Annotated in this window: 9 protein-coding genes; 6 read left to right on the top strand and 3 right to left on the bottom strand. The window is 73.2% G+C overall.

The annotated features are described in order from the left end of the window. The first annotated feature begins 24 nt into the window (after positions 1–24). Positions 25–1,185 (top strand): aldose epimerase family protein, encoded by a 1,161-nt coding sequence (locus tag AMK26_RS20040; RefSeq protein ID WP_073756051.1) that lies wholly within the window; start codon positions 25–27, stop codon positions 1,183–1,185. Positions 1,186–1,195: 10 nt separating this feature from the next. Here the strand turns inward: AMK26_RS20040 and AMK26_RS20035 are convergent, their stop codons facing one another. Further along, positions 1,196–3,265 (bottom strand): SpoIIE family protein phosphatase, encoded by a 2,070-nt coding sequence (locus AMK26_RS20035; protein ID WP_079277733.1) that lies wholly within the window; start codon positions 3,263–3,265, stop codon positions 1,196–1,198. 114 nt (positions 3,266–3,379) lie between these two features. Then, a complete protein-coding gene (locus AMK26_RS20030; RefSeq protein WP_073756049.1) occupies positions 3,380–6,220 on the bottom strand; it encodes a glycoside hydrolase family 3 C-terminal domain-containing protein in 2,841 nt (946 codons plus the stop codon). Between the two features lie 335 nt (positions 6,221–6,555). On the opposite strand from AMK26_RS20030, the gene AMK26_RS20025 reads away from it, so the two are divergent. The 5 genes from AMK26_RS20025 to AMK26_RS20005 are packed head-to-tail and all read left to right on the top strand — an operon-like array spanning position 6,556 to position 14,554. Then, a complete protein-coding gene (locus AMK26_RS20025) occupies positions 6,556–8,265 on the top strand; it encodes an extracellular solute-binding protein (protein WP_073756048.1) in 1,710 nt (569 codons plus the stop codon). Between the two features lie 54 nt (positions 8,266–8,319). Further along, positions 8,320–9,423 (top strand): ABC transporter permease, encoded by a 1,104-nt coding sequence (locus tag AMK26_RS20020; RefSeq protein ID WP_073756047.1) that lies wholly within the window; start codon positions 8,320–8,322, stop codon positions 9,421–9,423. Further along, the gene (locus tag AMK26_RS20015; RefSeq protein WP_073756046.1) at positions 9,420–10,331 is read left to right on the top strand and encodes a carbohydrate ABC transporter permease; all 912 of its coding nucleotides are present in this window, start codon (positions 9,420–9,422) and stop codon (positions 10,329–10,331) included. Before AMK26_RS20020 ends, AMK26_RS20015 begins: the two co-directional genes overlap by 4 nt. A gap of 39 nt (positions 10,332–10,370) precedes the next feature. Further along, entirely contained in the window at positions 10,371–12,347 is a 1,977-nt protein-coding gene (locus AMK26_RS20010) for a beta-galactosidase (RefSeq protein ID WP_073756045.1), read from the top strand. Positions 12,348–12,355: 8 nt separating this feature from the next. Further along, positions 12,356–14,554, top strand: a complete 2,199-nt coding sequence (locus AMK26_RS20005; protein ID WP_073756044.1) for a glycosyl hydrolase family 95 catalytic domain-containing protein — start codon at positions 12,356–12,358, stop codon at positions 14,552–14,554. Here AMK26_RS20005 and AMK26_RS20000 read toward each other — a convergent pair. Beyond that, entirely contained in the window at positions 14,541–15,551 is a 1,011-nt protein-coding gene (locus AMK26_RS20000; protein WP_073756043.1) for a LacI family DNA-binding transcriptional regulator, read from the bottom strand. The two genes, AMK26_RS20005 and AMK26_RS20000, sit on opposite strands and share 14 nt — an antisense overlap. Positions 15,552–15,589 lie beyond the last annotated feature (38 nt).

The raw sequence follows: 15,589 nt of genomic DNA, 5'->3' as shown, positions 1-15,589 counted from the left end.
CCCTTCTTTCCGAGGAGTTGTGGAATGGATACGAGCAGACGGACGGTGCTGGCGGCCGCGGCCGCCACGGGACTCATGGCAGCGGCGGGCTCCCCGTCGTACGCCTCGAACGGCGCGTCGAGTGGAAGGAAGCCGGTGAAGGAGCTCTTCGGGACGCTCGACGACGGCACGAAGGTGTACCGCTGGACGCTGGAGAACGGCGGCACCCGGCTGAAGGTCCTGTCGTACGGCGGCATCGTCCAGTCCCTGGAGATACCGGACCGGCGCGGCCGGTACGCCAATGTGTCGCTGGGCTTCGACGACCTCGACGCCTATGTGTCGTCGTCACCGTTCTTCGGCGCGCTGATCGGCCGGTACGGCAACCGGATCGCGGGCGGCCGCTTCACCCTGGACGGCAGGACCTACGAGCTGTCCGTGAACGACGGGCCCAACAGCCTGCACGGCGGCGCCCAGGGGTTCGACAAGCGCGTGTGGGACGTGGAGCCGTTCACGGACGCCACGGGTGTGGGGCTGGTGCTGCGGTATGTGAGCGCGGACGGCGAGATGGGCTACCCGGGCACGCTGAAGGTGACGGTGAGGTACACCCTCACGGCGCGCGGGGAGTGGCGGATCGACTACACGGCGACCACCGACCGGGCGACGGTGGTGAACCTGACGAACCACACGTACTACAACCTCGCGGGTGAGGGCGGCGGCGACGTCCTCGGCCACGAGCTGCGGCTCGCCGCCTCCCGCTACACGCCGACCGACGCGACCCTGATCCCGACCGGTGAGCGGGCGAGGGTCGCGGGCACGCCGTTCGACTTCCGGCACGCCAAGACCATCGGCGAGGACATCCGTACGGCGCACCCGCAGCTGGTCCTCGCCAAGGGGTACGACCACAACTGGGTGCTGGACAAGGGCATCACGGACCGGCCGGAGCCCTTCGCGACGCTGCGCGACCCCCGATCGGGGCGCACGATGACGATCGCGACGACGGAGCCGGGCGTGCAGTTCTACTCGGGGAACTTCCTGGACGGCACGCTGGCCGGGCCGTCGGGGCGTACGTACCGGCAGGGCGACGGGCTGTGCCTGGAAACCCAGCACTTTCCCGACTCACCGAACCAGGCCGCGTTCCCGTCGACGGTGCTGCGGCCGGGCGAGACCTACCGGTCGACGACGGTGCACGGCTTCTCGGCGCGCTGAGCCGGGGGGCTCACGACGGCGCGGCGGTACGGAGGAGGAGCAGGGCGATGTCGTCGTCGCGGGGCGCCGAGCCGTGGGCATGGCCGATGAGCGTGTCGGCGAGGCCGTCCATGCTCAGGGCCTCGCCCTCGGCGAGTTTCCCGGCCAGTTCGGCGGTCGCGTCGTCGATGTCGACGCCGGGTGCCTCGACGAGGCCGTCGGTGTAGAGGGCCAGCACGGTGCCGATGGGCAGGGTGACCCCGGCCGTGGGGTAGTCGGCGGCCGGGTCGATGCCGAGGAGGAGGCCGGGAGGCAGGTCGAGCACCTGGGTGTGGCCGTCGGGGTGGCGTACGAGGGGAGGAGGGTGCCCGGCGGTGGCGAGCAGCGCCCGGTGGTGCCTGAGGTCGATGTGCGCGTACAGGCAGCTGGTGAACAGGCCCGGGTCGAGGTCGGTGAGCAGGCGGTTGGTGCGGGCGAGGACCTCGCCGGGCGGCGCGCCGGCGCTCGCGTGGACGGCGGCCCGTACCTGGCCCATGAGGGCGGCCGCCTCGACGTTGTGGCCCTGGACGTCGCCGATGGTCGCGGCGGCGGTGGTGCCGCTGAGCCTGATCAGGTCGTAGAAGTCGCCGCCGATGCCCATGCCGTGGCCGGCGGGGAGGTAGCGGGCGGCGACCTCCAGGCCGGGGATGTGGGGCAGGGTGTGCGGGAGGAGACCTGCCTGGAGGCGGTGGGCGAGCTCGTGCTTGCTGTCGTAGAGCCGGGCCCGGTCCAGGGCCTGGGCGATCAGCCCGGCCAGGGAGGTGAGGATGGCGCGCTCTCCGGGGTGGAACGGCCGGGGCCGGTCGTAGGCGACGATCAGCGAGCCGACCGGCCGGCCCGAGGCGATCAGTGGCAGGAAGGCCCAGGCAGCACCCTCGCTGTCGAGCACGAAGGCGGACGGGTAGTCGCGTGCGAGTTCCTCCCGGCTGCCGAAGAAGAGCGGGGTTCCGCTGGTCAGGACGTGTGCGGCCGGGGTGTCCGAGGTCAGGGGCGCGGAGTCGAACCGGGCCATGGCGTCGGCGGTGTACCCGCGGTGGCCGACGACCCGCAGCCGGCCGTCCTCCGTGGTGAGCAGGGCGAGGGCGTGGGCGCCGAGGGCGGGCGTGATCTGGTCGGCGGCCTGGTCCACCACGTCCTGTACGCCGACGGCCTCGGTGAGCGTGGCGGCCAGGTGCATCAGGTGGTACAGGGCGGTGGCCCGGCTGGGCAGGGGGGAGTGGGCCGTGTGTTCCGGGGCGGCGACGGGGGCCTCGTCGCCCCGGTCGGGGGCAGCGGCGGCCGGGGTGATGCGGACGCTGATGCCGGTGGCGTCGGGGTGCAGCTCGAAGCAGAGCCAGTGGTCGGGCGGCCGGAGGACGGTGAACGACGTGGTCCGGCGGCTGATGACCGCGGCCCGGTACCGGTCCTCGACGGCGGGGTCGTCCATCCACGGCAGGGCCTCCCAGGGCAGGGCGCCGGTCAGGTCCTCGGCCTCGGCTCCCAGCAGGTCGGCGGCGTCCGCGGTGACGAAGGTGATGCGGCCGTTCAGGTCCAGCGCGCAGCTCCCCCCGGGCAGGCGGTCGATGAACTCCACCGCCGCCGTGGCCTCGATGGGCCCGGGGGTACGCCGGGAGGGCCGGACGATCCGCGGCTGGGGCCCCGGCACGACGGGGCTGCCCCGGTCGACGGCCCGCGCCAGCACCAGCGCCATCCGGTCGCAACCGGCCCGGACGGCGTCCTCCTCGGACGCCGAGAGCTGCGGCGCGTGGCCGCCGGGCCACAGCAGCACCAGGCCGCCCCCGGCGGCCGGGCCGTCGGCGATCGGCGCGGCGGCCAGGGAGAACGGATACGGCAGGACGAGGCCCGGCCGGGGGTAGCGGCGGGCCATCTCCTCCCGGTCCCCGATCCACACCAGGCGCCGCTCGGCCACGGCGTCCGCCACCGGGACGGGGTCACGCGGCGCCACCCGCATCCAGGGGGCGGCGAACTCCAGGGAGACGCCGCTCAGCACCGCCAGCCGCAGCGCGCTGTCCCCCGGCGGGCGCAGGTACACCATGCCGATGGCGGCGCCCGTCCGCCGCATGACGTCGGACAGGGCGGCGCCCAGCGACCGCAGGCCCGAGCCCGTCTCCCCGGGGTTCTTCACGGTTCAAGCGTGCCCCTGGGAGCCGCCGGGCGCAGTTCGGGCCGGGCGCCCTCAGCGGGTGAAGGCGAGGGAGGCCAGCCGTACGGTGCCGGTCAGCGCGACGCGGAGGTCCCGCACGCCCCGTACGTCGACGGGTGTGGTGAGGGTGGTGTAGTCGTACGGGCCGCCGGGCGCCGCCACGTCCACGGAGGCGAGCGCGGTGCCGTCGCCGAGGGTGAGGGTGACCGTGCCGGCGCCGGAGACCTCCAGGGCAGCGGCGGAGGCGCCGGTGGCGAAGTCGCAGTCGCGGAAGAGCATCCCTGCGGGCCGGTCGGGGACGGCAGGGGTGACGCAGTCGCCGCGGACCTTGGTGCGGTCGGCCAGCTCGGTGAGGTGCTCCTCGTCGTAGTCGGCGGCGGCCAGCGGCCGGTCGAGGACGGGACGCGGGGTGCGGGGCGGGCCGTCGACGGTGACGGTGGTGGTCAGCCGGATGTCGGCGCTGGAGGCCCCGGCGAGGAACGCGTACGCCCCCGGCTCGACCGTCCAGCGGCCGTGGGCCACGTCCCAGAACCCGAGCGCGGTGACGGGCACGTCGAACTCCAGGCGCCGCGCCTCACCGGGCGCGAGGTGGACGCGCCGGTGGCCGGCGAGTTCCCGCAGCGGCCGGGGCACGGAGGGCGCGACGGCCCGTACGTACAGCTGGGCGACCTCGTCGGCGGGGACGGGCGCCGTGTTGGTGACGGTGAACGCGACCCGGATGGTGTCGTCGTCGCGCTCGGCGCTCGGATCGCCGTAGGTGAAGGACGCGTACGACAGGCCGTGGCCGAACGGGAACAGCGGGGTGCCGTCGAAGTACAGGTAGGTCTGGCGGCTGCCGATGATGTCGTAGTCCAGCAGGCCCGGCAGGTCGTCGTCCGTGGCGTACCACGTCTGGGGCAGCCGCCCGGCCGGGGAGACGTCCCCGGCGAGGACGCGGGCGAGGGCGGTGCCGGCGGCCTGCCCGCCGTGCGCGGTCCACAGCAGGGCGGGCAGCTCGGCGGCGGCGTCGGGAACGGCGTACGGGTAGGAGGAGACGAGGACGAGGACGGTGCGCGGGTTGGCCGCGTGGGCGGCGCGCCAGATCCGGTCCTGGGCGGCGGGCAGGGCCAGGGTGGTGCGGTCCTCGGTCTCGCGGCCGTTGATGTGCGGGTCGTTGCCGGCGACGACGATGACGACGTCCGCGCCGGCGGCCGCCCTGGCGACGGCGTCCTCGCCGCGCTCGGTGGTGACGACCGTGAAGACCTCGGCCTGATCGGCGCGGGCGGCAACTTTCGCGCCGTCGGCGGTGACGGAGACGTACCCGCCCGTCCCGAGGTGCTTCAGGAGGTGACCGCCGGCATGGGGCTGGAGCCGGAACGTCTCCTGGACGACCCAGCCGCCGGGCTGGTCGGCGGAGGCGCGTACCAGGCCGTCGGCGGCGACGGAGAGGTGGCGGCCGTCCGGCGCGCGGAGGGTGAGGACGCCGTCGCCCCAGTCGGTGAGGGCGAGTTCGGTGCCGTGGGCGTCCGGGTGGAGGGGCGGCAGGTCGGTGCGGCCGGCGAGGAGGGCGGGGTCGAGGGAGCCCTCGGCGCCGCGGGTGCCGGTGGTGGCTTCGGAGTGCGGAACGCGGAGGTACCCGGCGGCGCAGCGGAGCCGTACCCGGTCGGTGCCTTCGGCGTGGGTGACGTTCTCGGCGCCGAATCGTTCCCGCAGGCCGTCCAGGGGCGTGGAGCGGTGGATGAGGGTGCCGCTGTACCAGTCGAGCTTGCACACGTCGGCGAGGGGGCCGACGACGGCGACGCGCGGCCGGGCCGCCGGGTCCAGCGGCAGGATGCCGTCGTTGGTGAGGAGCACGACGGCCTGCTCGGCGGTCTCCTGGGCGAGGGCGCGGTGCTCGTCGGTGTCGAAGGCGGTCGTCGTCGCGTAGGGGTCGAGGTCCGGGTCGAACTCGCCGAGCGAGAAGCGGACGTGGAGCTGGCGGCGTACGGCGGTGTCGATGTCGGTTTCGTGGATGAGCCCCCGGTCGAGGGCGCCGCCCAGCCGGGCCACAGTGGTGGTGCTGTCGGTGCCGTGGTCGGTGAAGCTGTCGACGCCGGCGCGCAGGGCGGCGGCGGTGGCTTCCTCGTGGGTGGCGAAGTAGTGCTGGGAGTCGACCAGGTTGCTGGGCGCGCCGGCGTCGGAGCAGACGAGGAGTTCGCGGTCGGTCCAGGTGCGCAGGTGGTCGCGCAGGTGCGGCGAGAGGTGGTTGGGGCGGCCGTTGACCAGGTTGTAGGCGGGCATGACGCCGGCCACGGCGCCCGCTTCGACGGCCCGGCGGAAGGCGCGCAGGTCGTACTCGTGCAGGACGCGGGGGCGTACGGAGGCGGAGGTGGTGTCCCGGTCGGTCTCGTTGTTGTGGGCGAGCCAGTGCTTGAGGACCGGGGCGGTGCGCCAGTAGGTGGGGTGGTCGCCGCGCAGGCCGCGCGTGTAGGCGACGGCGATGGCGGAGGTGAGGGCGGGGTCCTCGGAGTAGCCCTCCTCGCCGCGCCCCCACAGGGGGTTGCGCAGCAGGTTGACGGTGGGGGCCCAGACGTTGAGGCCGACGCGGTCGTCGCGGGCGCGCATGGCCCGCGCCTCGTTGCCGACGGCTTCGCCGACGCGGCGCACGAGGTCGTCGTTCCAGGTGGCGCCGAGGCCGACGGCCTGGGGGAAGACGGTCGCGGGGCCCATCCAGGCGACGCCGTGGAGGGCTTCCTGGCCGGTGCGGAAGGCGGCGACGCCCAGGCGGTCGACGGCGGGCGCGAACTGGTGGAGCATCGCGATCCGTTCGGCGGGCGTGAGGCGCCCGAGCAGATCGTCGACGCGCTTGGCCAGCGGCAGCTGCGAGTCGCGGAAGGGCGGCCGGTCTGCGGTCACGTGCGGTTCCCCTCGCGGAGTTCTTACGGAGTTCGGAAACACGCTCATTCGAAGCGCTTCGATGCTCGGGCCGACCGAGGGCGGGTGTCAAGACACGGCGCGGCACCAACCCGGCGGCCACCGAGCCACGTTGTGCGCCTGCACACCCCGGGCAGGTCCGAGCAATCTTGCCATCGACCCTTGTGCGGCCGCAGGGGTTCACTTAACCTCGCAGCAATATCGAAGCGCTTCGACGAACTGCCGCTTCCGTTGGGCCAGTTCCCGCCCGCACCGACACCTCAGCCGACCGGCGGGCCTCCGCCGGGTGTCCTGGCGCGCCATGAAGGGTTGACGCAATGACGCCGAGCTCCTCCTCCGCACCGACCACCGCCCCGGGCTCCGGCGTCGGCCGGCGACGCTTCCTCGCCTCCACGGCCCTCGCCGCGACCGCGGCGGCCGGCGGGGTGCCCCTGCTGGCGGCCTGCGGGGGCGAGCCGCGTGCGAAGAGGGACGGCACCACCTCCGGCAAGGACGCGAGGAAGATCCTTCCGGCGTTCGTGGCACAGCACGTCGTCGCACCCGACCTCCCGTCAAAGAACGGCTCCTCGGCCGGTTACACCACGGCGATCGCGACCGAGCGGCTGAAGACGTCGGTGCCGCGCAAGGCGGGCCGGGGCAGCACCGTCCGGATCATGGCGCCGCTGTGGGGCAGCCCGCCCAAGCGCGACAACGCGTACTACCGGGCCATGGACGAGGCCATCGGCGTCCGGACCGTCTGGCAGAACCAGGACGGCAACACCTACGACGAGAAACTCGGAGCGGTGCTCGCCTCCAGCGACATCCCCGATGTGGTGGTGGTGCCCGCCTGGAACCTCACCGGCAAGATCCCCAGCGCCGTCAGTGCCAAGTTCGCCGATCTCGGCCCGTACCTCTCCGGCGACAAGGTCAAGGCGTACCCGAACCTGGCCGCCGTACCGACGGACGCGTGGCAGCGCTCCATCTTCGGCGGCGCGCTGCGCGGCATCCCGATGCCCGGCTCGTACGTCGTCAACATCGCGCCCTTCTACCGGCAGGACGTCTTCGAGAAGGAGGGCTATCCGGTGCCGAAGAGCGCGGACGCGTTCCTCGCCTGGGCGAAGGAGGCCACCGACGCGCGGGCGAAGGTGTGGGCCTGCGACGACATGAAGTGGACCGCCTTCAGCATGTTCGGCGTCCTGCCCGGCGGCGACAAGGCGCTGTGGTGGAACCTGGTCGACGGCAAGCTGGTCAACCGCGTCGAGACCGAGGAGTACCTCGAGGCCCTGGAGTGGACGCGCAAGCTCTTCGCGGCGGGCGTCGTCCACCCGGACGCCAGGGCGGGCTCCACGCAGGGCGACCCGGGCAACCGCTTCACCGCCGGCCAGGCCCTCCTCTACAACCAGGACCTCTCCCACTGGTACAGCAAGAGCGTCGAGCAGGCCGCGCGCAACCCCGGCTTCCGGATGGGTGCCTTCGACATCGTCGGACACGACGGCTCCGACCCGGTCCTCTACGCCACCCAGCCGGCGAACATCTGGACCTTCGTCAGCAACAAGGCTTCGGAAACCGTCGTCAAGGACGTCCTCGCCATCGCGAACTTCTGCGCGGCGCCGTACGGCACCAAGGAGCGCATGCTCACGGACTACGGCGTCGAAGGCACCCACTACACGCTGGAGAAGGGCCTGCCGGTCAAGAACGACACCGGCAACCTCCAGGTCGTGGGCGCCTTCGACTACCTGGGCGACCCGGCCGCCTACATCGCCCACCCCGACCGGCCCGACATCACCCGGCTCCAGGTCGAGTGGCAGCAGCGGATGGGCGCCTTCACCAGGAAGACCTCCTTCTACGGGCTGACCATCACCGAGCCCGCCCGCTGGACCAACCTGGCGGACGACTTCGAGCAGCTGGAGGACGACGTCGTGCGCGGCCGCAAGAAGATCGGCGACGTCCAGCAGGCCGTGTCGGAGTGGCGCTCCAAGGGCGGCGACCAGCTGCGCGACTGGTACCGGAAGCTGCTCGACGAGACCGGCCCGGCCGCTGCGAACTGACCGGCCTTTGCGAACCGACCGGTCGCGCGCGAGACAGACGCGAGGAGGGAAACCGTGTCGCAGCACAGCACGGTGCCGGGCCCGCCCGGCCCGGCCCGGGAAGACCCCGCGGACGCACGCGGTGCGCGGGGCGCGCCCGGTGACGGCGTGCCGCCCCGCCCGGCGGCTCCCGCGCCCGACGCCGGGAACCCGCCCGGTCCGGACGGCCGCGGCGGCGGCGGAACCGCCGGGAAGCCGAGCCGGCGGCTCAGGTGGCGGCGGGACCGCACCCTCCTGCTGATGACCGCACCCGCGCTGCTGCTGGTCCTGGTGTTCACCTACGTACCGATCCTCGGCAATGTCGTGGCGTTCCAGGACTACGACCCGTATCTCAGCGAGAACGGCTTCATCGCCATGCTGGAGAGCCCGTGGACCGGGTTCACCCAGTTCGAGCGGATCTTCGCCGACTCGGCGTTCTGGCGGGCGGTGGAGAACACCCTGGTGCTGTTCTTCCTCCAGCTGGTGCTCTTCTTCCCGGTGCCCATCCTGCTGGCACTGCTGATCAACAGCATCGTCCGCCCCCGGGTGCGCGCGGTCGCCCAGGCGATCCTGTACCTGCCGCACTTCTTCTCCTGGGTGCTGGTCATCACCGTCTTCCAGCAGATCTTCGGCGGCGCGGGCATCATCGCCCAGACGCTGCGGGAGCACGGCATCGAGGGCTTCGACCTGATGACCGACCCCGGGATCTTCAAGCTCCTGGTGACGGCGGAGGGCGTCTGGAAGGACGCGGGCTGGGGCATCATCGTCTTCCTCGCCGCGCTGTCGTCCGTCAGCAACGACCTGTACGAGGCGGCCGCGATGGACGGGGCCGGGCGCTGGCGGCGCATGTGGCACGTGACGCTGCCCGCGCTGCGTCCGGTGATCGCCCTCCTGCTGGTGCTGCGGGTCGGTGACGCGCTGACCGTGGGCTTCGAGCAACTGCTGCTCCAGCGTGAGGCGGTGGGCCCGGACGCCGCCGAGGTGCTCGACACGTACGTGTGGTGGAACGGCATCCGCAACCAGGACTTCAGTTACGCCGCGGCCGCGGGCCTCATCAAGGGTGTCGTCGGGCTGGGGCTGGTCCTGGCGGCCAACAAGGTCGCCCATCTCATGGGCGAGCAGGGGGTGTACCGGAAGTGAGTACGGTGAGCCGGTGGGCCGCGCCGCCCCGGCCGGTGTGGGAGGAGCCGCCGAGCAGGACGGGCCTGGCGGGCAAGGGCATCGTGCTGGCCGGCGCGTGCCTCGCGGTCCTCTTCCCGCTGTGGATCGTGATCGTCACCAGCCTGTCCACGCCGCGGACCATCAGCCGGGCCGGGGGCCTGGTCGTGATCCCGAGGGACATCACGTTCGTCGCCTACCAGGAGCTGCTGGGCGGGGGCCAGGTGCAGCGGGCGGCGCTGGTCAGCCTCGGTGTCACCGCCGTGGGCACGCTGTTCAGCATGACGGTGTCGGTGCTGTGCGCGTACGGTCTGTCGCGCCCCGGGTCGCTCGGACACCGCTGGGTGCTGATGACCCTGCTGGCGACGATGTTCTTCGGCGCGGGACTGATCCCGACGTATCTGCTGGTGCAGGCGCTGGGACTGACCGACACCTATCTGGCGCTGATCCTGCCGAGCGCGGTGAGCGTCTTCAACATCCTGGTGCTGCGGGCGTTCTTCATGAACATCTCGCCGGAACTGATCGACAGCGCCCGGATCGACGGGGCGGGCGACGTGCGGATCCTGTGGCGGATCGTCATGCCGCTGTCCCGGGCGGTGCTGGCGGTGATCTCGCTGTTCTACGCCGTCGGGTACTGGAGCGCGTGGTTCAACGCCTCCATCTACCTCACCGACCAGGACATGATGCCGCTGCAGAACGTCATGATCCAGATCGTGCAGAAGCAGGAACCCCCCACCGGGCTCGGGCAGATGATCAAGACCAATCAACTGTCGCCGCTGTCCGTGCAGATGGCGGTCATGGTGCTGGCCCTGGTGCCGGTCGCGATCGCGTCGCCCTTCGTCCAGAAGCACTTCAGGAAGGGCATGCTCACCGGCGCCGTCAAGGGCTGAGCCCCGGCCCCCGCCGAACCCGTTTGGAGACCCCGCCCGATGCCCTCGCTCGACGACACCACCCGCGGCCGGCTGCTGTTCGGCGGCGACTACAACCCCGAGCAGTGGCCGGAGGAGACCTGGCAGGACGACGTCCGGCTGATGCGGGACGCCGGCGTCAACTCCGTCACGCTCGGCGTCTTCTCCTGGTCCCGGCTCGAACCGCGCCCCGGCGCCCGTGACTTCGGGTGGCTCGACCGGCTGATGGACCTGCTGCACGCGCACGGCATCGGGGTCGTCCTCGCCACCCCGACCGCCTCTCCCCCGCCCTGGATGGGCGCCCGCCACCCCGAGACGCTGCCGCGCGACGAGAACGGGCGGACCGTGTGGTGGGGCTCGCGCCAGCACTTCTGCCCCAGCTCCCCCACCTACCGCTCGTACGCCGCCGCCATCACCGAGGACCTGGCGCGGCGGTACGGGGCGCACTCGGCGCTCACCCTGTGGCACATCAACAACGAGTACTGCACGCACTGCTGGTGCGACGAGACCGCCCGCCACTTCCGGCGCTGGCTGCGCGCCCGCCACGGCACCCTCGACGCCCTCAACGAGGCGTGGGGCACGGCCTTCTGGAGCCAGCGCTACGACACCTGGGACGAGATCATCCCGCCGCGCCGCGCCCAGTACCTGCGCAACCCCGCCCATACGCTGGACTTCGCGCGGTTCACGTCGGACGCGCTGATGGAGTGTTACGTCGCGGAGCGCGACATCGTCGCCGGGCACTCCCCGCACATCCCGGTGACGACGAACTTCATGCCGCTGTGGTCCGGGCAGGACGGGTGGGCGTGGGCGGGCCGGGAGGACGTGGTGTCGGTCGACGTCTACCCCGATCCGAAGGACCCGCTGGGCGGCCAGTACAACGCGATGATCGGCGACATGACCCGCTCGCAGGCGGGCGGCGGCCCGTGGATGGTGATGGAGCAGGCGGCGGGCCCGGTCAACTGGCGGGGGGTGAACCACCCCAGGCCGCGCGGCCTGAACCGGCTGCTGTCCCTGCAGTCCGTCGCCCACGGGGCGGACGCCATCTGCTACTTCCAGTGGCGCCAGTCCCGCCAGGGCGCGGAGAAGTTCCACTCGGGGATGGTGTCGCACGCGGGCGAGCGGGGCCGTACGTTCCAGGAGGTCAAGCGGATCGGGGCCGAACTCGCCGTGCTGGCCCCCGCGGTGGCGGGCACGCGCACCACCGCCGAGGTCGCCGTCCTGCACGACTGGGACTCGTGGTGGGCGGGGCGGCAGGACGGCCGGCTGTCCACCGAGGTCGCCTACGAGGACGTCGTACGGGCCTGGCACCGCGCCCTGTGGGAGGCACACCTCGCCACCGGTTTCGCCCACCCCGAGCACGACCTGACCGGCTACCGGATGGTCGTCGCCCCGCACCTGTACCTGCTCACCGACCGGGCGATCGACAACCTGGTGGCGTACGTACGCGGCGGCGGCACCCTGGTGTCCGGCTTCCTGACGGGGGTCGCCGACGGGGACGACCGGGTGCGCGAGGGCGGCATGGACGCGCGGCTGCGGGCGCTGTTCGGCATCGGCACGGTGCACGAGTGGTGGCCGCTGGAGGCGGGTGAGACCGTCGGGTGCGACGGCTTCGACGGCACCCTGTGGTCGGAGGAGCTGGCGGCGGACGGCGGGGAGGTGGTCTCCGCGTACCGGGGCGGGGAGCTCGACGGGCTCCCGGCGGTGCTGCGCCATGGCCGGGCCTGGTACGTGTCGACGCTGCCGGTGCCGCCGGCGCTGCGCGACCTGCTCGCCCGGGTGGCCGGGGAGGCGGGCGTACGGCCGGTCCTGGACGGGCTGCCGGCGGGCGTGGAGGCGGTGCGGCGCGGCGAGCTGCTGTTCGTCCTCAACCATGGGCGGGAGCCGGTCAGGGTGGGCGTGCCGGGTGCGTACCGCGAGGTGCTGACCGGCGCGGAGGTGCGCGGGGCGGTCGCTCTGGAGCGGTACGGGGTGGCGGTGCTGCGGGAGACCGGTCGGTGAGGGGCCCGGTGAGCGGCCCGGTGCACGGCACGTGGGAGCCCCGGCCGGCGGCACGCTGGGAGGACGCCTTCCTGAGCGGCAACGGCCGGCACGGCGCCATGGTGTTCGGCGATCCGGACGACGAGCGGGTGGTCGTCAACCACCACGCGCTGGTGCGGCCGGTGGAGGACACCGCCCCGCCCCGGCTCGCCGCCGAACTGCCAGGGCTCCAGGACCGGTTGCTGGCGGGTGACTCGGAGGCCGCCGAACGGTTCACGGACGGGCGGGAGCTGCGCTGGGTGGGCGCCTTCCATCCGGCGTTCCAGGTACGAGTACGGCGGGACGGCCCCGGTACGGGCGGCTGCCGCCGCTCGGTCGAGTTCGCGACCGGTGTGGTGCGGTCCGTCCGCACCGGCCGCACCAGCGAGGTGTTCGTCTCCCGCGCCGACGACGTGATCGTCCAGTACGTGGGCGGGGGCCCCGTCACCGCCACGGTCACCCTCGACCCCCGGCTGCCGGGGGCCCCGGGCGCCCTGGCGGTGGGGCGGGGCACCGTCCTGTCCTCGGACGGCGCGCTCCTCACCCTGCGGGCCCGCTACCCCGGCAGCGACCTGTCGTACACGGGCGTGACCCGGGCGGTCGTCGCGGGTGGCCGCACCTCGGTCGGCCCGGGCGGCATCGAGGTGGAGGGGGCGGAGGGCCTGTTGCTGCTGACGCGGGTGCGCCGCCACACCGGTGACCTGGACGTCCCGGCCGAGGCGGCGTCCCTGCGCGCCCTGACGGCCGGAGCGGAGGCGCCCCTGGACGCGTACGCGCGGCTGCTCGCCCGGCACGAGCGGCTGCACCGCACCGCGTACGAGCGGGTCGTGCTGGATCTGGGCGGCAGCCCCGCCGACCGTGCGCTGCCCGGCGGCGAGCTGCTCTCGAAGGCCACGAGCCCGGCCCTGGTGGAGCGGCTCTTCGCGGCGGGCCGCTACCACCTGCTGTCGGCGAGCGGCATGCTGCCGCCCCGCCTGGTGGGCCTGTGGACCGGCGACTGGAACACCGCGTGGTCCGGGGCGTTCACCACCAACGCCAACCTCAACCTCCAGGTGGCGTCGGCGGCGGCCGCCGCCCTCCCGGAGGTCACCGAGGCCCACTCCGCCCTGGTGTACGGGCAGTTGGCGGACTGGCGGGACAACGCCCGGGTGATCTTCGGCGCCCGGGGCGTGGTGGCGCCGTCCCACACGGACGGCGTGTCGGGGCACACGTACCACTTCCAGCGCGCCTACCCGCTGCACCTGTGGACGGCGGGCGCGGGCTGGCTGCTGCACCCGCTGCTGGAGGCCGCCGGGACGACCGGCGTCACCGATGCCCGCCTGACGGACGCCCTCGCCGAAGTGGCCCTGTTCTACGAGGACTTCCTTACCCGCACCGGCCCCGACGGGCGGCTCGTGATCGTGCCCTCGTACTCCCCGGAGAACCGGCCCGTGGGCGGAAGCTGGGGCGCGCTCAACGCGACGATGGACATCGCGGCCGCCCGCCACGCCCTTACCACGGCGGCGGACCACCACCCGGCGCACGCGTCACGGCTGCGCGCCCTCGCCGGCCGGCTGCCCGGCTACCGGATCAACGAGGACGGCGCGCTCGCCGAGTGGGCGTGGCCGGGCCTGGGCGACCGTTATGTCCACCGCCACCTCAGCCACCTGTACCCGGTGTGGCCGCTCGGCGAGATCAACCCGTACGACACCCCGGGGCTCGCCCGCGCCGCGCACCGGGCGCTGGAGCTGCGCGGCGCCGAGAACGACTCCGCCCACGGTCACCTCCACCACGCGCTGGTCGCCGCGCGGCTGCGGGACGGGGAGCGGGCGGCGGCCGCTCTCGGCCGGGTCCTGGGCGGCGACTTCTTCCACGTCTCGCTGATGAGCGCGCACTACCCGGGGCGGGACGTCTACAACGCCGACGCCGCGCACGCCCTGCCCGCGCTGCTGGTCGAGATGCTCGTCCAGTCCACGCCGGACCGGCTCGTCCTGCTGCCCGCGCTGCCCGCCGCCCATCGCGCGGGCGAGCTGCGCGGCATCCGCACCGGCTTCGGCGCCGAGGTGGACCTGGTGTGGGGCGAGGGGACGTGCACGGCGACGATCCGGCCGTCCCGTACGGCGCGGATCGATCTGAGGAGGCCCGACGGCGCGGAGGCGCTCACCCTGGTGGGCGGCGAGGAGCGCGTCCTGCGGTTCAGCGTGCGCTGAGGGGGCCCGTGCTGTCGCGGACGGTCAGCTCCGGTGGGAGCAGGACGACTTCGTCGGTGCCGCGCCCCTCCAGCTTGGCGACGACCTGCTGGACGGCGTACTGCCCCATCTTCTGCGCAGGTACGGCGACCGAGGTGAGCGGTACGGAGGCGTGCGCGGCGACCTGGTCCGGGCAGATGGCCATCACCGAGACGTCCTCGGGAACGGCGCGGCGCTGCTGGCGGAGCAGGGCGAGGAGCGGGTCGGTGGCGGCCTCGTTCTGGACGACGAAGGCGGTGGTGGCCGGTCGTTCGTCGTGGACGCGGGCGAGGGTGGCGGCGACGGCCGCGTAACTGCCCTCGCAGGGGCGGTGCAGGAGGCGGAGGCCCAGGTCGTGGCTGCGGTCGCGGAGGCCGGCGAGGGTACGTTCGGCGAAGCCGGTGTGGCGTTCGTAGACGGCGGGGGCCTCGCCGATGACGGCGATCTCGCGGTGGCCGAGGGAGGCCAGGTGTTCGGCGCACAGCGCGCCGGCGGCCTCGAAGTCCAGGTCGACGCAGCTCAGTCCGGTGGTGTCGGCGGGCAGGCCGATGAGGACGCCGGGCCGGGCGGCCTCGCGCAGCAGCGGGAGCCGGTCGTCGTCCAGCTCCACGTCCATCAGGATCATCGCGTCGGCGAGCGCGCTGCCCTCGATGCGGCGTACGGCGGCGGGGCCCTCCTCGCCGGTCAGCAGCAGGACGTCGTAGCCGTGGGCGCGGGCGGTGGTGGCGACGGCGATGGCGATCTCCATCATCACCGGTACGTACATGTCGGTGCGGAGCGGGATCATCAGGGCGATGATGTTGGACCGGCTGCTGGCGAGGGCGCGGGCGCCGGCGTTGGGGTGGTAGCCGAGCTGTTCGATGCTGCGCTGGACGCGTTCGCGGGTGGAGGCGGAGATGGACCGCTTGCCGCTGAGGACGTAGCTCACCGTGCTGGCGGAGACTCCGGCATGCTGAGCGACGTCGGCAAGGGTGACCATTCAGCTCTCCAGGTCGGATGAGGCGGCAGGGAGTCGAA

Origin of the sequence: Streptomyces sp. CB03234 (assembly GCF_001905885.1) — a bacterium.
Classification (GTDB): Bacteria; Actinomycetota; Actinomycetes; order Streptomycetales; family Streptomycetaceae; genus Streptomyces.
Note: the sequence above shows the minus strand (reverse complement) of the source record. Positions and strands in the feature narration are given on the sequence as shown.

Bases quoted from the DNA above. Each gene is read 5' to 3' on its own strand.
- AMK26_RS20040 (WP_073756051.1), top strand. From the start codon at position 25: ATGGATACGAGCAGACGGACGGTGCTGGCGGCCGCGGCCGCCACGGGA.
- AMK26_RS20035 (WP_079277733.1), bottom strand. From the start codon at position 3,265: ATGCGGCGGACGGGCGCCGCCATCGGCATGGTGTACCTGCGCCCGCCG.
- AMK26_RS20025 (WP_073756048.1), top strand. From the start codon at position 6,556: ATGACGCCGAGCTCCTCCTCCGCACCGACCACCGCCCCGGGCTCCGGC.
- AMK26_RS20010 (WP_073756045.1), top strand. From the start codon at position 10,371: ATGCCCTCGCTCGACGACACCACCCGCGGCCGGCTGCTGTTCGGCGGC.
- AMK26_RS20000 (WP_073756043.1), bottom strand. From the start codon at position 15,551: ATGGTCACCCTTGCCGACGTCGCTCAGCATGCCGGAGTCTCCGCCAGC.